The sequence below is a fragment of the Stenotrophomonas sp. SMYL11 genome (assembly GCF_036320005.1).
Lineage (GTDB): Bacteria > Pseudomonadota > Gammaproteobacteria > Xanthomonadales > Xanthomonadaceae > Stenotrophomonas > Stenotrophomonas maltophilia_A.
In genome coordinates, this window is the sequence record NZ_JAWIRS010000001.1 from 339075 (window position 1) to 361179 (window position 22105).

The window sequence follows — 22105 nt, forward strand, 5'->3', positions numbered from 1 at the left end:
CCGGGCCCGGCGGGGACCCCGCCGTTTGCCCCGCACACGACTTAATCCCCTCCGTCCCCTTTTTCAGTTGCCGGCCAGCGGCCGGCACTACCGGTCAACGATGGGCGAGCGCGTAATCCAGCGCCGAGCACACCGCCGCCACCTGTGCATCGTTGCACTGCTGCGGGGTCGCGCGCGGGCTGTCCGGGTAGACCTCAGTGGTGGTGGTGTACTTCGCGCCGGTAATGCCGGCACACAGGCCCAGCTTCACCAGCGGGTACTCGATCACGCCATGGGCCACCAACGGCGAACCGATGATCTCGCCCTTGTCGTCGGCCGGGGCGATGTGGGTGACCTTCTCCACCGCGGCGATCACCGCCTGCTGGAAGGCCGCCTGCGGATTCTCGCTGTCGTCCACCAGATAGAAGCCATCGGGAATCAAGCCCGGCTCGAACGGCTTGCCGTCGCGCGCGGCCAGTGCCGGCCGGAACTCGCTCTCGTCGCTGTCGGTGGTCTCGTGCAGGTCGATGTGCAGCACGAACTGGCCCTTGACCGGTGCGATCAGCTCGATCAGCGCGGTCGATTCGCGGGCCGGGCCGTCGGCGCGGAAGTTGCGGTTCGGATCGATCGCATCGAAATTCCAGCGGTTGATGCGCTCAAACCCCCACGGATTCACGCACGGCGCCACCAGCAGGTTGACCTGGCCGGCATAGTCGGCGGCGTGCTTTTCGAGGAACTCCAGCGCGCCCATCACGCCGCTGGTCTCATAGCCGTGCACGCCACCGGTGACCAGCGCGGCGGGCAGCGCCGGGTTCCAGTCGCGGCTGCGCAGCGCGAACAGGGTGTAGGTTTCGCCCGCGTAATCGAGCTGGCCATAGGCCACCTTGTCGAAGCGCGAGGCCAGCGCCTCGATGCGCGGCAGCACCTCCTCGTCGTAGCGGCGCAGGCGCTGCTGGCGGCCACGCCACGCCTCCCGCTCCGCCGCTCCCCACGGCTGGCCAGGGGTTCCGACGGGGTAGAAAGCGGCTTGGGACATGGCGGATCTCAGCGAGTCAGGAAGCAATCGCCAACTTTACCACCGGGGCATCGGCATGAACCGGAGGTGCATTCCATTGGCAAATGGAATCAGCAATAATTCTCATTTACGACCTTCCACTTCCGACTTCGATGCCCATCCACGCCCTGAAACCGGCCCGCCTGCCGCTGGCCGCCGCACTTGCCCTGTGTCTGTGCCCCGCCGCCGCCTTCGCCCAGGACAGCGCCACCACGCTCGACAGCATCCAGGTGTCCGGCAGCTGGCTGGGTACCGGCCTGCATGACAGCGTCAAGCGCTTTGCCGGCGCGCGTACCGTGGTCGATCGCCAGCGCATCGAGGCCAGCGGCGCGGCCAGCCTGGGCGACGCGATGCGCCGCATTCCCGGCGTGCAGGTCACCGACAACTCGGGCACGGCCGGCAGCTCGGTCTCGCTGAACATCGGCGTGCGCGGCCTGACCGGGCGCTACTCGCCGCGCTCGACCGTACTGCTGGATGGCGTGCCGCTGGCGGTGGCCCCTTACGGCCAACCGCAGCTGTCGTTCGCGCCGGCCAGCCTGGCCAACATCGAGTCGATCGACGTGGTGCGCGGCGGCGGCGCGGTGCGCTACGGGCCGCAGAACGTGGGCGGCATCATCAATTTCAGCACCCGCGCCATCCCCACCGAAGCCGGCCTGCACGGCGAGGTCGGCGCGCGCTACACCGCCTACGACCACGGTGGCGGTGACAGCACCCAGTACAACGTCTTCCTCGGCGGCACCGCCGACAACGGCCTGGGTGCCGCCCTGCTCTACTCCGGCCAGGATGGCCGCGGCTGGCGCCAGGGCAGCGACGACCGCTTCAACGACCTGGCGCTGAAATTCGCCTACGCCCTCGATGACCGGCAGGAACTGCGCGCCAAGCTGTCCTACTACGATGTGCGCTCGTTGACCCCGGGCGGCCTTACCCGTGCGCAGTACCAGGCCGATCCGTTCCAGAACACCCGCCCCACCGATTTCTGGAAGGGCCATCGCAGCGGCATCGACCTGGGCTATACCAACACGCTCTCTGACAACAGCGAGTTCGAGGTGCAGGCCTATTACAACGAAAGCACCCGGGCCAGCGCACTGATCAATGCCGCCAGCACGCAGATCACCGTGCAGCCGCGCGACTACCGGGTGCTCGGCATCGAGCCGCGCTACACCCAGCGCCTGCACTGGGGCAGCAGCGTGCACGACATCACCGCTGGCTACCGTTTCCTGCGCGAGCGCGGCAACGATCGCAGCTATACGGTCACCCGCCGCACCGGCGCGGCCGGCGCCACCACCCGCTTCGACAATGCCACCGATGCGCATGCGTTCTACATCGATGACCGCATCGCGATCGGCCAGTGGCGGATCACCCCCGGCGTGCGCATGGAATGGATCGACATGGACCGCCGCCAGGCCGGTACGGCGGCCACCTTCAGCAGCCGCAACGACAAGGCGCTGCCCTCGATCAACATCGCCTACCTGCTGACCCCGCAGCTGACCGTGTTCGGCAACTACACCACCTCGTTCGGGCCGGTGCAGAACATCCAGCTCAATTCGCAGACGGCCAGCAACCCGCTGAACCCGGAAGTGGCCAAGACCACCGAGCTGGGTGCGCGCTGGCAGGACGGTGCACTGCGCGCGGAAGTGACGGTGTTCAAGATGCGCTTCGACAACCAGATCCTGCAGGTGCCGGGGATCACCCCGCCGACCTTCCAGAACATCGGCGCCACCGACCACAAGGGCGTGGAAAGCGCCGTGGAATACCGCTTCGCCGAGGACAGCGCACTGGCCGGGCTGGAGCTGTACGCCAACTACACCTGGACCAAGGCGATCCAGCAGTCCGGCGACAACCGCGGCCTGGACGTGCCGTTCTACGCGCGTGACACCGACAGCGTCGGCGCCCGCTACGCACTGGCCGGCTGGACCTTCAATGTCTCCAGCACCCACCAGAGCGGCCAGTTCTCCGATGCGGCCAACACCTGGGCCGAGAGCGCCGATGCGCGCGTGGGCCGCGTGCCCGGCGTGCGCCTGTGGAATGCCCAGGCGGCCTGGCAGGTGCCGGCACTGGGTGACAGCGAGATCGCGCTGGGCGTGAACAACCTGGCCGACAAGCGCTGGTATACCCGCAACGTCGATGGCAACGCCGGTCGCATGGTAGCCGCGCCGCGCACGTTCTACGTGCAGGGCCGCTACCGCTTCTGAGCCGGTAACCACCCGATGCAGTGACGGTGGCGATCACGGTGGCGGCGTATCATGCCGCCACCATGTCACTGCCTGTTTCGCCATCGCGCCTGCATGCGGCCTTCCAGGGCCTGCGCCTGCGACTGCGCGGCAGTGACCTGTGGTTCATTGCGCTTGCCCTGCTGGTGGGCCTGATCGCCGGCTACCTGACCCTGCTGCAGTCCGGCATCGCGCGTTGGCTGCAAGGTACCCTGTACGGGCTGGATGAAGGCATGCGCCTGAGCTCCCTGCCCTCGCTGACCTGGACCGCGCTGCTGGTGCTGCCGCTCGGTGGCCTGCTGGTCGGGCTGGTCAGCCTGGCCGCGACCCGGCTCAAGCGGCCCCTGCTCGATGCGGTGGAAGCCAACGCCCTGCATGGCGGCCGCATGTCGATGCGCGACAACCTGATCGTGCTGACCCAGACCCTGCTGTCCAACGGCTGCGGCGCCTCGGTAGGGCTGGAGGCTTCCTATACGCAGATGGGCGCGGGCAGCGGCTCGCAGCTGGGCCGGGTGATGCGCCTGCGTCGCAACGATGTGCGCATCCTGGTCGGCGCCGGTGCCGCCGCTGCCATCGCCGCCGCCTTCGGTGCACCCTTGGCCGGTGCGTTCTACGCCTTCGAGATCGTCATCGGCGCCTACACCCCGGCCGCACTGGCCCCGGTCGCGGTCGCCGCGCTGGCCGGCGCGTTCGTGGCCGACCAGGCCGGCATCGAGGCCTACCTGCTGCCGGCCGCCTCGACGATTGATGTCCGCGCCGCCGACTACGCCATCTACGGCCTGCTCGGCTGCTGCTGCGCGATGGTCGGCATCGCGGTGATGCGGTTGATCGCCTCGATCGAAGGCACGGTCAAGCGCAGTCCGTTGCCACTGTGGGGCCGACCGGTGGTGGGCGGCCTGCTGCTGATTCCGCTGGCACTGGCCAGCCCACAGGTGCTGTCGTCCGGCCATGGCGCGCTGCACCTGGACCTGACCACGCATCTGCCACTGATCTGGATCGGCGGCCTGCTGACCCTGAAGTGCCTGGCCTCCGGCATCTCGCTGGGCTTCGGGTTCCGTGGCGGCCTGTTCTTCGCCTCGTTGTTCATGGGCACCCTGGTCGGCGCCCTGTTCGCCGGCCTGCTGGCGATGGCCACCGGCGTGCCGGTAATCGACGCCACCTCGGCCGCACTGGCCGGGATGGCAGCGCTGGCCGCCGCCGTGGTCGGCGCACCGATGACCATGGCCATGCTGGTGCTGGAAGGCACCCACGACTTCCTGCTGACCAGCGTGGTGATGAGTGCGGTGCTGGTCTCCAGCACGCTCGTGCGGCAGTGGTTCGGCTATTCGTTCTCGACCTGGCGCATGCACCTGCGCGGCGAGACCATCAAGAGCGCCCGCGACGTGGGCTGGGTGCAGAACCTCAACGCCGGCCGGTTGATGCGCAAGGGCGTGGCCACCGCGGTGGCCGACCTCGACGCCGCCGCCTTCCGCCAGCGCTTCCCACTGGGCTCGGGCAGCCGGGTGATCCTGATCGACAGCGAAGGCCACTACGCCGGCATCGTGCAGATTCCGCGCGTCTACGGCGACGGCGTGAAGCCCGAGACCATGATCGGCGAACTGGCGGAAAACCGCGACGTGTCACTGCTGCCGAGCGCGGACGTGGTCACCGTGATGCAGCGCTTCGACCACACCCAGGCCGACGAACTGGCCGTGGTCGCCGCCGACGGCCAAGTGCTGGGCGTGGTCTCCGAAGCCTTCGTCCGCAAGCGCTACGCAGAGGAACTGGACAAGCACCAGCGCGAACTGATGGGCGAGCGGGTCGAGGACACCGACTGACCCCGCAAAAAGGACGGAGGGGATTAAGTCGTTTCCAGCCCCCTCGAAATCCACGCATGGCGTGGATCTACTGTCACCTCGACCGGGTAGACTCCGGCCATGCGCTTCATTGAAACCTTCCAGGCCGGTCCCTTCGCCGACACCGTGGTCAGCCTGCTGGCCGCCTTCGTGCTGGGCACGCTGATCGGCGCCGAGCGCCAGTACCGGCAACGCACCGCCGGCCTGCGCACCAACGTGCTGGTGGCCGTCGGCGCCGCCGCCTTCGTCGACCTGGGCATGCGCATCGCCGGTAGCGCCGAGGCGGTGCGGGTGATCTCCTACGTGGTCTCCGGTGTCGGTTTCCTCGGCGCCGGCGTGATCATGAAGGAAGGCATGAACGTGCGCGGCCTGAACACCGCCGCCACCCTGTGGTGCTCGGCGGCGGTCGGCAGCTGCACCGGTGCGGACATGCTGGCCGAGGGCGTGCTGCTGACCGTGCTGATCATTGCCGGCAACACCCTGCTGCGGCCGCTGGTCAATGCGATAAACCGCATTCCGATCAACGAGACCGCCACCGAAGCGACCTACGAGGTCCGCCTGAGCGTGGATGCCGAAGCCGTGCCGCGGGTGCGCGAACGCCTGGTCGATGCGCTGGAGGCTGCGCAGTATCCGGTCGGTGATGTACAGGTGGTCGAGCATGCCGACTCGCCCACTGATGTGATCGCGGTGCTGGTCAGTACGGCGGTCAGTGCCGACGAGCTGGACGTGGTGCTGGCACGGATGGAAGACGTGCCCGGCGTGCTGCACGCCACCTGGGAAGTCAGTACCCGCGATTGAAAGGGCGTGGATGGTTCACCCACCCGCCCTGCGCTGCTGCGCCCGCAGCAGCTTTCGGAATGAACCGCACTGGCGTGCATCCTGCGCTTCCGGGCAAGCCGCCGCCCGCTGCAGGTGACGGCGCACCCGCTGCAGCTGGCTGATCTGTTGCTGCAGCACATCGGCCTGCGCCAGCAGGGCCTCACGATCCAGCGTGAGGCATCCGTGTTGAGGTGGCAGCGATGCCCCGATCTGCTGCAGCGACAGGCCGGCCGCCTGGCCCAGGGCGATCAGCGCCAGCCGTTCCAGCACCTGCTCGTCGTACTGCCGGCGCAGGCCGCGACGGCCCAGGGCCTGCAACAACCCCAACTGCTCGTAGTAGCGCAGGGTCGAGGCCGGCACGCCACTGCGCTTCACCACCTCGCCGATGTCCAGTTCACGCACGGGCTTGACCTCAAGTCGCCTTCAAGCATCAACCTATGGCCAACTTCCCGGAAGGACAAGGCCATGGCCAGTACATCCCCCGTTGATCAGAATGCGCTCTGGAATGGCCCCGGCGGCCAGATCTGGGTCGCCCAGCAGGCCATCCTCGATGGCCTGTTCCAGCCCATGGCCGATCTGCTGGTGGCCGAGCTTCCGCAATCCGTCACGCAACTGCTCGATATCGGCTGTGGCACCGGAGCCAGTCTGCTGGCATCAGCCGCGGCACGCCCGGCGGCACACAGCACCGGCCTGGACATCTCCGCGCCGATGCTGGCCTTGGCCCGCCAGCGCGCCGAGGCGGCAGGACTGGACGCGGACTTCATCGTCGCCGATGCGCAGCGGCATCCGCTGCCGTCCGCACACTTCGACTGGATCCAGTCGCGGCTGGGTGTGATGTTCTTCGAGGATACCGGCGCGGCCTTCGCCAACCTGCACCGCGCCGCGCGACCGGGCGCCGGCCTGCGTTTCATCGCCTGGCGCAGCGCAGAGGAGAACCCATTCATGACGACGGCCGAGCGCGCCATTGGCGATGAACTCGATCTACCCCCGCGCGCGCCAGGAGCACCCGGCCAATTTGCCTTTGCCGATGGCAAGCGGGTACAGGGGCTTCTGCAGGCGGCCGGCTGGAAGGACGTCGAAGTGGTTGCGGTCGACCTGCCCTGTTCGATCGCCCGCGACGAGCTGCCGACCTACGTCGGCCAGGTGGGCCCGTTGGGCCTGGCGCTGCGCGCGATGCCGGAAGACCGCGCCGACGCACTTCGAAACAAGGCGCTGGCCGCGTTCGCGCCCTTCATCGAAGGCGACCGGGTACGCGTGGATGCCGCCTGCTGGCTGGTCCGCGCCCGCGCCTGATACAAAAAAGGGGACGGAGGGGATTAAGTCGTTCTTGCCCCGGCTGTGCCGGAAACGACTTAATCCCCTCCGTCCCCTTTTTCTTCTACAGCGCCTCGCCGGCGTCGGCCAGGCGCGATTCAATCAGCGCATACCACTGCTGCAGCACGTCGATCAGCATGTCCAGCTCGGCGTCGGTGCGCTGTGCGCGCCCACTGCGCAGGCAGGCCTGGGCTTCCTGCAGCTGGGCAAGGAAGCCAGCCACGGTGTCTGCCTGCAGGATCAATCCCGGCAGGCGCCGCCCGGGAATGCGCACCACCGCATGGTTGCCAAGCTGACCATACACACTCAGTGTGGTTTCCGTCTTCATGGAAAGAGGCAGGAATTGGGCGTTCATCGCGTGCACCATGGAAAACCTGAGCCGCCGGCAGGCGTGATCAACGGGGGAGACGTAACCACGTCCTGCCGACGGTCAGGGGGGACTCGGGATGCCGGGGCCCTGCCCCGGCGCAGGAAACTCAGCGTGGCTGCGCTACCCCGGCGATCTGCACCCGCCGGTTCGGTGCCAGGCAGGCGATCAGCTCGCGACGGTTGCGCTGCTCGCACTGCACGATCGGCTCGGCCGCGCCGCGTCCTTCAGCACTGATGCTGGCTCCAGGCACCCCACCCTGCACCAATGCGCTGCGCACGGCTTCGGCACGGCGCTGCGACAGGGCTTGGTTGTAGCTGGCACTGCCGATACGGTCGGTATACCCGGTCACCCGGATTGACTGCACCTGACTGGCCTCGCGCACCTGCGCCAGCACGCCCTGCACGGCCTGCTGGCCTTCGGCACTGAGCACCGCGCTGTCGAAACCAAACAGCGCATCAGCAGACAGGCGCAACGGCTGCTCCGGCAACGGCGCCGGTGCAGGCGGGGCCGGCGGCCGCGGCGGCTCCAGCACCGCCGCACATGATTCAGGCTTCCAGTAGCCGCCCTGGGCGATGCCCTTGCTGTCGAATCGCACCTGGAACTGGCAGGTGAAGTACTCCGCGCCCTGTGCGGTACGGAAGTTGAACAGGTAGTTCCATTCGCGCACGCCCCACATGCCTTCGTTGAAATGCGGCGTACCCAGCAGCGTGTACAGCTGGCGCTTGCTCATGCCCGGCGCGAAGCGGCGCAGGTCGGCGACGTCAGGATAGATGCCTTCCTTCAACGAGGCCTTCGAGGCCTCCGGGAACTGCACGGCGGTGGTTTCGGCAGGAGCCTCGGCGGCCGGCGCATGGCTGCGGCAGGCGGCCAGCAGGCCCATTCCCAGGACCAGGCCCAGCACTGCGGCCATCTGGCCGGTGCGGGCGATGCGATGCTGTTTCATGTCATTCCCCCTATGGACGTTTCCGCGCTGCCGGGCCGCGGTTGCGGCCCGGCGACGGCGATCACCACTGGATACCGGCACCGACGGCCACACCGGCCTCGCCACGGCTGTTGGTGGAACCGCTGAACTTGTAGATCCAGCGGCCACCCTCGGAGACACCGGAGATACCGACCGCCACGCCCGACTCGCCGTTATAGCTGCCGGCGGCGACCGAGGCCATGCTGCGGCCCGCTTCGCTGGGCTGCGGCAGGGCTGCGGTGGCCATCGCCGACGCGATACCGGCCGAGGCGCGGTTGTCGGTCTTGCGCAGGTCGCGCTCGAAGCCGCCCATGCGCTCGTCGGTGTAGGCCTTGGACCAGTCCAGGGTCTGCGCCATGCCCGACTTCAGCTGGTCCACGTTGACCGCGTCGGTACCGGCCGTGCCGGCGGCGACGTTGCGCACCGTGGTCGGGCCGCTGTTGGTACTGCCCAGCGTGACACTGTTGTAGTTGGTCGCACCGTTCACCGTGGTGTCGTAACGGATCGTGCCCTGCTGCGAGGCCTGCAGCTGGCGCACGTTGACCGCATCGGTGGCCTGCGAGCCGTCGGCCACGTTGACCACCTGGCGTTCGGCACCGGCGGCACCGACCGAGACCGTGTTGGCCCGGTTCGCCACCGAACCCGCACCCAGCGCCACCGAATTGTCGGCCTGCGCCTGCGAACCATTGCCCAGCGCGGTCGAGTTGGCACCGGCCGCGGTCGAGCCTGCACCGCCGGCGGCCGAGTTGGCACCGCTGGCGGAAGGATCGGCCAGGTTGTTGGTGTTGTTGGCGCGGAAGCTGCCGGCCACGTTGGTGATGTTCTGGATCTTCTGGTCGGTGTACTTCTTCGATTCGTCGATGGCGTAGTTCACGCCGTTCTTCAGCTGGCCGACATTGGTTGCGTCGTACGTATCGGAACCGTCGGCGACATGGGTGATCTTGCGCTCGCTGCCGGTGCTGCCGACCGAAACCTCACCGGCCGAGTTGCTGGCGCCGGCCTGGCCATAGGCGCCGGTGTAGCCGCTCTGCGCACCGACGCTGGCCACCGACCCGGCACCCAGCGCCACGCTGTTGCCGGCACTGGCGCTGGCGCCGTTGCCGACCGCCACGCTGTTGGCACCGGCCGCACTGGCCTGCGGGCCCACCGCCACCGCCTCCGCGCCGGCCGCCGTTGCAGCCGCTGCGGTCGAGTTCACCGCCAGGTAGGCGCTGCCACCGCCGCCGTTGGTGATGCGCTGGTTGAGGACCTTCAGCGAGCCGTCCACCGCAGTGAAGGCAGCGGTGACATTGTTGTAGTCGCCGCTGGTGAAGGTGCCGTCGGTGGCGATGCTGGAGATGCTGAACTTCGGCGCGGTCCACACGTTGGTGGTGCCGTTGTACGCGGTGGTGCCACCGAAGTAGTTGGCGATGGTGCTGTTCGTGCTGAACAGCTGGTCGCCGGTGATGGCATCACTGCTGCCGGCCAGGATGCTGCCGGCGGCGACGTTGGTGATCTTCACCGCGCCGGTGCCGGTACCCGTCAGCGTCACGCTGTTGAGCACGTTGCCACTGCCATCGACGTCGTACTTCACGGCCAGCTTGTCGATCTCGCCGGTCTGGTCGGCGACGTTGGCCAGCGAGTTGCTGACCGCGTCGAAGGCGGTGCCGACATCGTTGTAGCTGCCCTTGGTGACGGTGCCGTTGGCCGCGACGTTGTTGATCGAGTAGGTCGGTGCGGTCAGCACGCCGCTGGCGTTGACCGCTGCGCCACCACCAAGATGAGTGGCCACGGCCTGGTTGGCCGCAAACAGCTGGGCTCCGTTGATGGCCTCGCTGCTGGTGGCACTGACCTGACCCGGGCCAAGGTTGCGCAGCGTGGTGGCGGTGCCGGTCTGGCCGAGCGTGGCGCTGGCGTAGTTGACGCTGCCATCGCCATTGAGGTCATAGCGCAGTGCCCCCTGTTCCGACGCCTGCAGCTGGCCGACATTGACCGCATCGGTCGCTGCGGTACCCGCAGCCAGGTTGGTGACCTGACGCTCGGCACCGGCGGCACCGATGGACACGCTGTTGGCACGGTCAGCCAGGCTGCCGGCACCCACCGCGATGCTGTTGGCGGCGGTGGCGCGGGCGTTGGTACCGACCGCGATCGAGTCGGCGCCGCTGGCCAGTGCCTCGGTACCGGTCGAGTTCACCCGCAGGTACTTGGTGCCACCGTTGCGGATGTCGGTGATCTGCGTGTTGAGGTTGACCAGCGAACCATCGACCGCGGCGAAGGCATCGGTGGCGTTCTCATACAGGCCCTTGGCGATCGCACCGCCGGTGGAGATGGTGCTGATCTCGAACAGTGGTGCAGTGAAGGCACCACTGGCCGGATCGAAGGCTGCGCGACCGCCGAAGAAGCTGGCGATGGCCGCATTGGTCGCCGCCAACTGGCCGCCATTGACCGCTTCCAGGCTGCCGGCGGTGACCGCACCGCCGGCCAGGTTGGCGATGGTGGTAGTGCCGGTGCCCGCACCGAGCGTGACGCGGCGATAGTTCGGATTGCCGGCACCGTCCAGGTCGTAGGTCACCGCAGCGGCCGCCACATCATCGATCAGGCTGATGGCACCCTTCAGCTGGGCCACGTTGACCGCATCGGTATTGACACTGCCGGCGGCCACGTTGGTGATCTGGCGCTCGCCGCCACCGGCGGTACCCACCGACACTTCACCGGCGGAGACCTGCGGCGCAGTGAGGCCATAGGCGCTGTAGCTGGCCTGGGCGCCGCGCAGCGCGGCCGAGCGGTAGCCCAGGGCGACCGAGTTGGCCTGGTTCGAGGTGGCCTCGGCACCGAGCAGGGTCTGCCCGTTGGCCGTGCCCACCGCGCTGTCGCCGACGATCACCGAATGGCCCATGCGTGCGGCGTAGTCCGCGGTCGGCACGCCGGTCGGGTTGCTCGGGTCATTGGTACCTGCACCCGGGAAGGCCACGTTGGCATCGACCTTCGGCAGTTCGTGGCGGGCATTGGCGCCGATCACCACTTCCTTCGAGCCGTTGGCGAAAGCGCCGTCGCCCATCAGCACCTGGTAATCCTGCGCCGCATTGACCGCCCAGCAGGAGATGTCGGCCAGTGCGATGTCCAGGCATTTGGCCGCCCACGCCGGCGAGTCCTTCGGCAGCAGCAGGCCCAGCAGGCCCCCCGGATTGCCGTTGTTGATGTTGTAGATGTAGCTGTCGGAGGTGACACCGCCGATCAGGGTCAGGTGCGAGCTGCCGCCGGTGACCGCGCCGCCCAGGCCATTGAGGGTGCTGCCGACCGGCGACAGGTTCACCACCGGCAGGCCGAGTACGTTGACCGTCGAGTAGGTCTGCATCACGTTGGCGTTGCTGAGCTTGAGGTTGCCGTTGCTCAGGTAGCCGTTGCCACCAAACAGGCTGGTGGTGGTCGGGCCGATCAGCTGGCCGACGTTGCCTACCAGGCCGCCGGTGCCGATGATCAGGCCCGCGTTCGGATCGGCCGGAGCCGGCGCCTTCGGGCTGGTCGGCGGGATCGCCGAGGGCTTGGTCAGGCCGAGGCCGCTCAGTGTGCCACCGACCAGGCCACCCACGGCGCTGCCCAGGTTGCCGATGGTGCCGTTGAGGTTGCCATTGAGCAGGTTGCCGACGGCACCGCCGACATTGCCGAGCGTATCGCCCAGCAGGCCCCCCAGGCCGCCGGTGCTGCCACCTGTAGCGCCATTGAGTACACCGCCGACGGTGCTGCCCACTGCACCCACGGTATTGTTGAGCGTGCCGCCCACGGTGCTGCCGACTGCACCCACCGTGCCAACCGCACCGTTGAGTGCCCCGCCGACCGTGCTGCCGACCGAACCGACCGTGCCGTTGAGCGCACCACCCACGGTGCCGCCGACTGCACCCACCGTGCCAACCGCACCGTTGAGTGCCCCGCCGACTGCGCTGCCGACCGAACCGACCGTGCCGTTGAGCGCACCGCCCACAGTTCCGCCGACTGCACCCACCGTGCCAACCGCACCGTTGAGTGCGCCGCCGACTGCGCTACCAACCGAACCGACCGTGCCGTTGAGCGCACCACCCACGGTGCCGCCGACTGCACCCACCGTGCCAACCGCACCGTTGAGTGCGCCGCCGACTGCGCTGCCGACCGAACCGATCGTGCCGTTGAGTGCACCACCCACGGCACTTCCGACAGTTCCAACGGTGCCGTTGAGCGCACCGCCTACGGCTCCATCAACCGTACCAACGGCCCCATTGAGCGTGCTGCCCACTGCATTGCCTACCGTTCCAACCGTGCCGTGCAAGGCGCCGCCGACCGCACTAACCGTGTTGCCTACGGTGCCATCAAGCACGCCACCCACGGCGCCACCTGCCGCGCCGACAACGCCGCCCACCAGGCCACCGACGCCCAGCGCGCTGTTCTGCGCTGCCACGGTCGCTTGGCCGGCCAGCTTCAGATTGCGGTCGGCCACGACTTCCTGGCCATCCGGCGCCTGCACGCGCACTTTGCCGGCAACACCGGTATCGAAGGCTGCGGTGATCGCACGATCGTGGGTTTCGCCCGGCAGCTCCTCCTTGGCCGGCAGCGTCACCGCTGCCGCCGCCTTGACCTGTCCCTGACCGTTGATCTGGTGGCCCGCCAGCTTCAGCTGCGAATCCACCTTGCCGTCAACCGACGCCTTGAGGCCGGACAGCGAGCCAGCAACAGCGGCAGCCGCCTTGGCACCGGTATCGACCGAGGCCACCTGGGTACCGGCGACGCCAACCCTGGCCTTCGCCTGCGTATCCGCAGCCACACCGAGCGACCCACGCGCAGACGGTGCAACGTTGGCCGCCAGCGATGCATCAATCTTCGCCACATTGGACGCCGCATGACCCAGCCCGACATTGGCACGGACATCGGCCTCCAGCGCCGGGACGGCGACCTGCTTCGGCGCGGTGTTCGCACCCAGCTTCACCTGCACGGTCGCCGGCAGCACGTCGCGCACCACAGGCAGCGCGTTCGTGCTCAGTTGCAGGCCGACACGCGCATCAGCGCTGATTGCCGTTGTGCTCTGCGCCTGACGCGAGGTGGCCGCCAATGCCACTTCGGCATCGACCTTGACCGGCATCGGCTGCGCGTACTTGGCTGCGAGCGCCTGCAGGTCACGTAGAGACTGATTGGACTCGGATGCTCCTGCATGCCCGCTGGCCAGCACGCACAGCAGGGCCAGGGCCAGGGCGGTGGGCATCAGCAGGGCGCTGCGCGGGACGCGGGCGGCGCTGCCGCCGCTATCGCCGGTGGCCAGTTCCGAGGCCACAACCAGAGCATTGAGCTGGCGGTTCCATACACGCCGGTAGATGCGGTTCATGAGCATTTCCCCCGTAGGCGAACAACTGGAATGTCAGTGGACTTGCCGTTAGGCAGGTGACTGACATTTCAGCGTTTGCAACGGCGGCTGCGCACTTCATTCCGGCACGGCAATCGCGCATTCCGGCAAATCCACGGTCGGAATCGGCAGCCGGTTATGCAGAAGCGGCAACCATATCGGCAAGCGGATATGCAATTCCGGCAGAAACGACCGGGAAACCCGTGTGGCGCTTGGCTCAGGCCGGCTGGCCGATCTGCGCGGGCGCGCGCATCAGCGTGTCACGCGGGAGTTCACCGAACACCTTGCGGTAGTTGTCGGCGAAGCGTGACAGGTCCCAGAGGCCGCAGCTGAGGGCAATCGCCTTGACCGAGCGACGGCTGGAATCGGCCATTGAGAGGCTGCGACAGGCCGCGCACAGGCGCAGCATCGACAGGTACCGATTGGGCGACGTACCGAACAGATCCTCGAAGGCGTAGCGCAGCCCACGCTCACTGACGCCAGCAGCATCGCAGATCTCATTCATGTAGATATTGCGGCGCAGGTTGAGCCGCATGAAATTCTCTGCCCGCTGCGCGATCAGATAATGGGTGCGCCGTGCACGACTGCATCCAGGCCGATCTGCAGCACCGGCGCCGAGCAGGGCCTGCACGTGTTCGTGCAGCAGCTTCTCGGTTTCCTCCGGTTGCAGGTTCGCCCCCTGACCCAGTTGCAGGTGCAGCTGCTGGTAATGCTGTGCAAGAGGGGTGGTTTCGCTGGGGAGATTGAACAACGACAACGCCTGGCCTGCCGGCGGCGTACTGCGAAGGCTCAACTCGGTCAGCTTTCGCTGCACCCGCGCAACCGGCACCAGCATCAGCGTCATGTGCGTACCCGGACTCAGCGTGAACTCGCTGATGCCTTCCGGCATCACCGTCAACGCCATGCCAGGGGTAAGCGGTACACCGTGGCACCAGCTCAGCGTTTCATCCGTTGCGTGCAGATAGCCCAGCATCGCCCAGTCCGGCGGCAGCATGAAACGGCCACGACAGTGGAATCCACAGCTGATGCTGCAGAACAAGGCCTCTTCATGCACGCGCGAAGCGAAAGCCGCCCGGGGGCCATTGCCATCGAGCAGAAGCAGTTCGACATCGCACACACGAAGTACGCCGCTCAGCGTCGCCAGGTCGATCGACCGCAGGCCGCTGTCGTCGCTGTCTCCTACCCCACCATCGACCATGACAGTGTCGTCCCCCCGATTATCCGTCGTGCGATGCGGCCCCCACTGCCTGACAGGGCGCGCACCTCTCATGGAATTGCTTCCATCTCCGGGACGAGCGACGCTGCCAACGACGTGCCCGCCCGATAAAGAAACGCGAATACTTGAATGCGAGTATGCCGGTAATTTACGAGGATAAACATCCCTCGCAACTGGAATAAGATGGATACAGACGTGAACGGAAAGTTGTGGCGTCTGGCACGGTTTTCGCATGTGCCGGAGTCTGGAATCACATTATCTGCACGTCGATGAATCGTTTTGCCCGGAAACGGATTTTCGTCACAGAAACCGACTGAAAGTTTAAGGTCCGACGACTTTCTGCCGAATTTGCATATAGGTTCCGGTTGCAGCCGGCCGCCATTCAGGCAAAGTCGATAACACGGTGATCCGGCCATCCAGCGATGGCCTCACCCAGGGGGACAGCATGACCATGCACGTATCGCACGATGTTTCGACCACCGGCCTTTGGCCGCGGGGTCGCCGTTGCGCGAACGACGTCCCGCCTGGAAACGATCACCCTGCTTGAGCACAGCGGGTCCATCCCGCCGTGCCTCCTCCGCCAGGATGTGCGGAGGTCCACGGACGATCCCGGCGGAGCCGGGCCACCGCCCAACAGGTGTCCTGCAGCAGACAGGTTGAGGGAGACAAAGGTCATGAACACATCGATCCGCAAGTTCCTGAAGGAAGAAGATGGCGTTACCGCACTCGAGTACGGCCTGCTGGCGGCTGTGATTGCGGGTGTCCTGATCGCACTGGGCAGCACGCAGATCAAGGATTTCTTCGAAACGCTCTTTGAAAATCTCACCAAGCTTGCCGACAAGGCGTCGGGCACCACACCTGCCTGATTCGCGTCCCCGGTTGGATGAGGAACAGCAACTGCTGACCGTCCACTGACGGACGATGGAGTGTGTGATGACACTGCTGGGATTGTTGGCCATCGGTGTGTGCCTGCGGATCGCGATCAGCGATCTGTACGCCCGTCGGGTGCCCAATGCCTGGCTGCTGTCTGCATGCGCGATCACCGTTGTCGTGCTCATCGCCGGCCAGTTCAGTGCGCCGCGCCTGCCGTGGAGCTCCCACGTTGCCGGCGCGGCGCTCGGCCTGGTCGCATTGCTGCCCTTCTATGCGCTGCGCTGGATGGGCGCCGGCGACGTCAAGTTTTTTTCGGTACTGGGGTTGATGCTGGGCTGGCAGGCGCTGCTGCCGATCTGGATCGCGGCCAGCATCGCAGCGGGCGCACATGCAGCGGTGGCGCTGGTGTCACGTCGGTTGCGTCCAGTACTGCCCATTGGCCTGCAGGCGCAGATGATCCGGGCGAGTTCGCAATGGCATTCACACCCGGCGCTGCGCGGGATGCAAAGCGCCCGCCAGGGACGCCAAGGCATTCCCTACGCGGCCTACCTGGCAATGGCAGCCATCGGTTGGATCCTCTTCAGTACGTACGGAGGCCTGGCATGAACATCCATCGTCCACGGTTGCAACGAGGCGTGGCCAGCATTGAATTTGCGCTGATGCTGATGCTGGGCCTGCTGCCACTGCTGCTGTTCACCTTCTCCGGCGTGATGATCATGGCCGCTCAGCAGACGCTGGCAACCGCCTCGGCCGAGGGTGCGCGCGCATCGCTGCGCTACGGCACTGCCAATGAACGCCGTACAGCGGCCTGCGTTGCGGCCCGCAGTTCGATGCAGTGGCTGCTGAACTTCTCGGGTCAGCCCGTCGACTGCAGCAATGGGGGAAGCAACGCCATCACGGTATCCGCGCAGGCGCCCTGCGCGGGCTTGGCCACGGCCCAGTGCATGACCGTGACGGTCAGCTACGACTACGCCAGCCACCCCTTCCTGCCCGGCACCGCCACGCTCTACAAGTGGGTGATGCAGGCCCCCATCCGCAGCGTCGCGGTCGCACAGCTCGACCTCGGCAGCGGTAACTGACGTTCGGTACAGGAGACGGTTTCATGCTCAAGTTGACCCGCATCGCCGCCGTTGCCCTGATCGGGCTGGCCGTGCTGCTGGCCCTGGTCGCCTTCATGATCGGGCGCAAGCCCGACGCCCCGGCCTCAGCGGCTCCGGTCGCGCAGAGCGAGGCCCAGACGGTCACGGTGGTGGAAGCGGTGGCGCGCCTGCCGGCCGGCGAACCGATCACCGCCAACGGGCTGCGCCTTGCGCAGCGCACCGCGCCGGTCGCCGGCGCCGCCACCAGCATCGCTTCCGTCGTCGGCAAGGTGCCGGTGCAGGACATCGCCGAAGGCACCGCCATCAGCAGCAGCGTACTGGCGCAAGGATTCTCGCTGCAGCTGCGCGCGGGCGAGCGCGCGCTGGCCGTGCCGGTCGACGAACTGGTGGGCGCCGGCAACCGTATCCTGCCGGGTGACTTCGTCGACGTGTTCCTCAACCTTCGCAACGCCCAGCCCAACGTCAACAGCCCGGGCGAAGCCGCGCAGACCCGCCTGCTGCTGTCGCGCCTGAGGGTGCTCAGCTATGGCCAGCAGGACATTGCTCCAGCCACCGATGCTGCGGTAGCCAGCACTGAGGCCGACACCCGAAACGATCCACGCGCCGCCGACATCACCGGCAGCAGCCAGAGTACAGGCAGCGACACAGCCCAACCCGCGCGCAGCGCGGTCCTGGCGGTACCGGTGGCCGATGCCAACCGCCTGCTGCTGGGCGCGCAGCAGGGCAAGCTGTTCCTGGCCCTGCGCAACCCTGCCGATTCCGGCCAGCCCGATCTGGCGCTGTTCCCGCAGGCACGCGGGGTGATCGATCCGCTGCGCGGCCTGGATGCAGAGCAGCAACTTGCGCTGCAACGGCCGGAAAATCACGCGTTCGCCGGCATCGACGGCGATGCATTGGCCGGCCGCAGCAACGCGCCCGCCCGCAGCACTCCGGACGCACCCGCCCGCGCGCCGGCGCCACGACGCAGCGTGCCACGCGCGTCGGGTATCGAGATCATCCGCGGTGACAGCTCCGCCCCTCGTGGTTCCCTTTGACCTGCATCGAGCGCTTCCATGACCGAACGTCGCCACCGTCCACGCCCCTCCCCCCGCCAGCGCTGGCTGGCCCTGCTGCTGGTGCTGCTGGCACCGGCGACGAGCGTGGCTGCCGACGACCTGGTACTGCAGGCGCGTGAGCAGCGCCCCTGGACCCTGCCGGGCGATCTGGAGCGGGTCGCCATTGCCGATCCGGGCGTGGCCGATATCGTGATGCTGCGCGGCCAGCGCCAGGCGCTGCTGGTCGGCAAGGCACCGGGCACTACCACGCTGCTGCTCTGGCATCGCAAGCAGACCGAGCCACAGCGCCTGCAGGTCCGGGTACAGAGCGCGGTGCAGGGCGCCGCCGATGCAGGGGCGAACGGACTGGTTTTCACCCAGCAGGACAACCAGGGCCTGCTGCAGGGAAGCACCGACAGTGTGCTGTCGCACATGCAGGAGCAGAAGCCCGCTGCAATGGCCCTGGGCAAGGATGGCATGCTTGCCGATGCCTCCACCGTCAACAGTGGCGGCGTGGTCCAGGTCGAGGTCAAGGTGGTCGAGTTCAACAAGACCGCGCTGAAGCAGATCGGCATCAGCTTCCAGAACCGAAATGGCAACTTCGCCTATGGTTTCGCGCGGCCCGGCGGCCAGCTGCCAGGCAATACCGGCATCCTGCCAGGCATGAAGGAGGGCAACTCCGGCAATGAAGCCGAGTCGCCAATCTCGTCTGCGTTCCGCCTGGTGTTCGGCTCGACCAAGGGCCTGTGGAACGCCGACGTCGACCTGCTGCAGAGCAACGGCATGGCGCGCGTGCTGGCCGAGCCCACCCTGGTTGCGCTTTCCGGTCAGAGTGCCAGCTTCCTGGCCGGTGGCGAGCTGCCCATCCTGGAGCCACAGGGACTGGGCACCACCACCATTACCTACAAGCCATTCGGCATCGGCCTGACCGTGACCCCGACGGTGCTGTCTCCCAACCGCATCGCGCTGAAGGTGGCGCCGGAAGCCAGCGATCTGGACTACAGCAATGCCATCGCGCTCAACGGCGTACAGATTCCCTCGATCACCACCCGCCGCGCCGACACCACGGTCGAGCTCGGCGACGGCGAGAGCTTCGTGATTGGCGGCCTGGTCAGCTCGAACGTCGTCTCCAACGTCGGCAAGATCCCCCTGCTGGGCGACCTGCCGATCATCGGCTCATTCTTCCGCAACTTCGACTACAAGCGCCAGGACAAGGAGCTGGTGATCATCGTCACGCCACGGCTGGTGCAGCCGTTGGCACGCAACACCGAGCTGCCGCTGCCTGGCGAGCGCGAGGCCAAGCCGAACCTGCCCGAATGGGGCGCGTGGCTCCTTGGCCCGATCAGCCAGGACCCGGTGCCCGGCTTCTCACGCTGATTCCATGATGCCTGCGATACCACGCCCATGCCCTACGCCACCGCCCAGCCGCTGCATCCGCAAGGACCACCGATGAATCTGGTCCTGTACGGAATGGATCGCGAACTGCTGCCCCGGCTGGCGGCCAAGCTGCCGCCGAACACCACCCTGCACTGGCAGGACAGCAGCACACCGACCTCCGCCCAGGACCTGCAACGCGGGCCGCAGAGCCTGGTGCTGCTCGACTTCCGTCCCGAACATGCCGCCGCCTCCAGCGTGCTTGCACAGCAGCTGCAGCAGACCGAGCCGGACCTGATGCTGGTTGCGGTCGGCGCCACCAGCGCCGGCCAGGTGGAAGGCGTGGTGATGGCCCTGCGCGTGGGACTGCGTGATGTCCTTGACCTGGACAGCGACAATTCCGGCATCGAAGCAGCCCTGCGCCGGGCGCTGTCGCCACGGCCAGCCGCCGCCGCACAGCATGCGCACAAGGCACGATTGATCGTACTGCTGGGCGTACGTGCCGGCGTCGGTACCAGTACACTGGCCGCACACCTGTCGGTGCTGGCGCAACAGACGCGCGCACTGGCCCAGGGCGAAGCGCTGCAGCAGGACGGCCTGCTGATGGAGCTGGCACAGCCTTCCGGTGATCTGGCGCTGTACCTCAACCTGGACAGCCGCTTCCACTACGAGGACGCGCTGCGCAATGCCAGCCGCATCGATGCCACCCTCGCCCGCACCGCGATGGCACGTCACGATTCCGGGCTGGTGCTGCTGGACCGCGCCAGCGGCAGCGATGCGGTGCCACCGTCCGACCCCGGCGCATTACTGCAGCGCCTGCGCGGCGTGTTTGCCAGCGTGCTGTGCGATGCCGGTGGCTGCCCGTTGCGGCAGCTGCCACCACTGCTGCTGGACCAGGCGGACGAAATCTGGCTGGTCACCGACGCGTCGATCGCCACCCTGGTGTCGCTCGACCAGGCCCTGAAGCACCTGGCCGGGCAGCGCGAGCGCGAGAAGCGCCTGCAGCTGGTGATCAACCGTCACGACGACAGCAGCGGCATGAGCCCGGAGCAGATCGCGCGCCGCTTCGAGGTGCCGCTGCTGGCCACGCTGCCCGAACGTCCGCGTGTGCGCCTTGCCGCCAGCCAGGGTCACCTGCTGTTGCAGGATGCACCGCGCGACCCCTACCTGCGTGCCCTCGCCCCGCTCGTTTCGCGCCTGGATCCGGCTGCAGTCCCGGTCCAGGCACAGGGACTGCGGGAAAGACTCTCCCTTGCCCTGGGTGGATCGCAATGGAAGACAAGGTAACCCCGTTTCCGCATGCCGCCACCCGCCCGGTGCTGCCCGACACCCCGCCGGGGCACGTGCCGTTCGCACAGACCGAGCAGTACCAGAAGGTGCTCTCGGCGGCGCATGAGCACTTGCTCAACAGCATCGAGGACGAGCGCATCGACATCGACTCCTGGGCCCCGGACACCATCGCCCGGTGGGTACAGGTGCAGACGGTGGGCTTCATCCAGGAATGGCGCATCCCGATCAACGAGGAAGAGATGCAGGTGGTTGCCGAAGGTCTGGTCAAGGAACTGACCGGCTTCGGCCCGCTCGACGACCTGCTGCACGATCCGTCCATCGAAGACATCCTGATCAATGGCTTCAAGGACGTGCATGTCTCGCAGGGCGGCCAGCTCAAGCGCGCCACCCAGCGTTTCACCGACGATACCCACCTGCTGCGCATCCTGCGCCGCATCCTGGCCCCGCTCGGGCGTCGCCTGGATGACTCCAATCCGATGGTCGACGCGCGCCTGCCCAACGGCGGTCGCCTCAACGCGATCATCTCGCCGTTGGCGGTGGACGGACCGATGGTGTCCATCCGCAAGTTCCGCAAGGATCCGTTCACGCCCGACGAGCTGCTGGCCAAGGGCACCTTCGATGCGCCGATGCAGGCACTGCTGAAGGCGATGGTGCTGGGCCGCTGCAACATCCTGGTCTCCGGTGGCACCAGCTCCGGCAAAACCTCCCTGCTCAACGCACTGGCCAGTTACGTGCCCCCGAATGAGCGCGTGATCACTGTCGAGGACACCGCCGAACTGTCGCTCAACCATCCGCACGTGGTGCGCCTGGAGAGCCGCATCGGCGGCGCCGAAGGCCAGGGTGCGGTCAGCATCCGCGACCTGGTCCGCAACAGCCTGCGCATGCGCCCGGACCGCATCGTGGTCGGCGAGGTACGTGGCGCCGAGGTGCTGGAGATGCTGCAGGCGATGAACACCGGCCATGACGGATCGATGGCCACCATCCATGCCAACTCGCCGCGCGACTGCCTGTACCGCATCGAGATGCTGGCCGGTTTCGCCGGCTTCCAGGGCAGCGAGGACAGCCTGCGCCGGCAGATCGCCAGTGCCATCGATTTCATCGTGCAGATCTCTCGACTGGGCAGCGGCCGTCGTGTACTGGTCTCCATCACCGAGATCACCGGCGTCAGCGACAACCTGATCACCACCCAGGAGATGTTCCGCCACGAGCTGCAGATCGACGGCAACGGCAAAGAGACCGATCGCTGGATCGGGCTGGGCTTCCATCCGCATTCGCACAAGCTGGAGCCGTTCCGCCAGCAGCTGCGCGAGTCGCTGTACGGAGACTTCTGAA

17 protein-coding genes are annotated in these 22105 nt (G+C 67.2%); 11 read left to right on the top strand and 6 right to left on the bottom strand.

The genetic code is table 11. The annotated features are described in order from the left end of the window. Window positions 1-94 precede the first annotated feature (94 nt). On the bottom strand, window positions 95-1015 hold the full coding sequence (locus V3B46_RS01555) for a M14 family metallopeptidase (RefSeq protein WP_329890937.1): 921 nt from the start codon (window positions 1013-1015) through the stop codon (window positions 95-97). 131 nt (window positions 1016-1146) lie between these two features. Here V3B46_RS01555 and V3B46_RS01560 point away from each other — a divergent pair, with 131 nt between their 5' ends. From V3B46_RS01560 to V3B46_RS01570, 3 genes are all read left to right on the top strand, one after another. Further along, a complete protein-coding gene (locus tag V3B46_RS01560) occupies window positions 1147-3225 on the top strand; it encodes a TonB-dependent receptor family protein (protein ID WP_329890938.1) in 2079 nt (692 codons plus the stop codon). Between the two features lie 62 nt (window positions 3226-3287). Further along, entirely contained in the window at window positions 3288-5060 is a 1773-nt protein-coding gene (locus V3B46_RS01565) for a chloride channel protein (protein WP_329890939.1), read from the top strand. Window positions 5061-5159: 99 nt separating this feature from the next. Next, window positions 5160-5876, top strand: a complete 717-nt coding sequence (locus V3B46_RS01570; RefSeq protein ID WP_329890940.1) for an MgtC/SapB family protein — start codon at window positions 5160-5162, stop codon at window positions 5874-5876. Window positions 5877-5891: 15 nt separating this feature from the next. On the opposite strand, the gene V3B46_RS01575 is transcribed toward V3B46_RS01570, so the two are convergent. Further along, window positions 5892-6299 (bottom strand): MerR family transcriptional regulator, encoded by a 408-nt coding sequence (locus tag V3B46_RS01575; RefSeq protein ID WP_329890941.1) that lies wholly within the window; start codon window positions 6297-6299, stop codon window positions 5892-5894. 63 nt (window positions 6300-6362) lie between these two features. Here V3B46_RS01575 and V3B46_RS01580 point away from each other — a divergent pair, with 63 nt between their 5' ends. Next, window positions 6363-7190, top strand: coding sequence for a class I SAM-dependent methyltransferase (locus V3B46_RS01580; protein WP_329890942.1), 828 nt, complete (start codon window positions 6363-6365; stop codon window positions 7188-7190). Window positions 7191-7275: 85 nt separating this feature from the next. Here the strand turns inward: V3B46_RS01580 and V3B46_RS01585 are convergent, their stop codons facing one another. From V3B46_RS01585 to V3B46_RS01600, 4 genes are all read right to left on the bottom strand, one after another. After that, the gene (locus V3B46_RS01585) at window positions 7276-7566 is read right to left on the bottom strand and encodes a DUF6959 family protein (protein ID WP_019659952.1); all 291 of its coding nucleotides are present in this window, start codon (window positions 7564-7566) and stop codon (window positions 7276-7278) included. Window positions 7567-7687: 121 nt separating this feature from the next. Beyond that, a complete protein-coding gene (locus tag V3B46_RS01590) occupies window positions 7688-8524 on the bottom strand; it encodes an OmpA family protein (RefSeq protein ID WP_329890943.1) in 837 nt (278 codons plus the stop codon). Between the two features lie 61 nt (window positions 8525-8585). Then, entirely contained in the window at window positions 8586-13868 is a 5283-nt protein-coding gene (locus V3B46_RS01595; protein ID WP_329890944.1) for an ESPR-type extended signal peptide-containing protein, read from the bottom strand. A 235-nt stretch (window positions 13869-14103) separates the two neighbouring features. Beyond that, complete coding sequence (locus V3B46_RS01600; RefSeq protein ID WP_329890945.1) at window positions 14104-15084, bottom strand: AraC family transcriptional regulator; 981 nt, start codon at window positions 15082-15084, stop codon at window positions 14104-14106. Between the two features lie 692 nt (window positions 15085-15776). On the opposite strand from V3B46_RS01600, the gene V3B46_RS01605 reads away from it, so the two are divergent. From V3B46_RS01605 to V3B46_RS01635, 7 genes are all read left to right on the top strand, one after another. Further along, a complete protein-coding gene (locus tag V3B46_RS01605) occupies window positions 15777-15968 on the top strand; it encodes a Flp family type IVb pilin (RefSeq protein ID WP_164171333.1) in 192 nt (63 codons plus the stop codon). Window positions 15969-16035: 67 nt separating this feature from the next. Beyond that, window positions 16036-16581: an A24 family peptidase gene (locus V3B46_RS01610; protein ID WP_154263781.1), complete on the top strand. Its 546-nt coding sequence runs from the start codon at window positions 16036-16038 to the stop codon at window positions 16579-16581. After that, a complete protein-coding gene (locus V3B46_RS01615) occupies window positions 16578-17054 on the top strand; it encodes a TadE/TadG family type IV pilus assembly protein (protein WP_154263782.1) in 477 nt (158 codons plus the stop codon). The genes V3B46_RS01610 and V3B46_RS01615 overlap by 4 nt, the downstream gene beginning before the upstream one ends. Before the next feature lie 23 nt (window positions 17055-17077). Further along, window positions 17078-18109 (top strand): Flp pilus assembly protein CpaB, encoded by a 1032-nt coding sequence (gene cpaB, locus V3B46_RS01620; protein ID WP_329890946.1) that lies wholly within the window; start codon window positions 17078-17080, stop codon window positions 18107-18109. 18 nt (window positions 18110-18127) lie between these two features. Continuing rightward, the gene (locus V3B46_RS01625) at window positions 18128-19486 is read left to right on the top strand and encodes a type II and III secretion system protein family protein (protein ID WP_088026272.1); all 1359 of its coding nucleotides are present in this window, start codon (window positions 18128-18130) and stop codon (window positions 19484-19486) included. Between the two features lie 27 nt (window positions 19487-19513). After that, window positions 19514-20770: a CpaE/TadZ family protein gene (locus tag V3B46_RS01630; RefSeq protein ID WP_164171334.1), complete on the top strand. Its 1257-nt coding sequence runs from the start codon at window positions 19514-19516 to the stop codon at window positions 20768-20770. Continuing rightward, the gene (locus V3B46_RS01635) at window positions 20755-22104 is read left to right on the top strand and encodes a TadA family conjugal transfer-associated ATPase (RefSeq protein ID WP_164171335.1); all 1350 of its coding nucleotides are present in this window, start codon (window positions 20755-20757) and stop codon (window positions 22102-22104) included. Before V3B46_RS01630 ends, V3B46_RS01635 begins: the two co-directional genes overlap by 16 nt. Window position 22105: the final 1 nt, after the last annotated feature.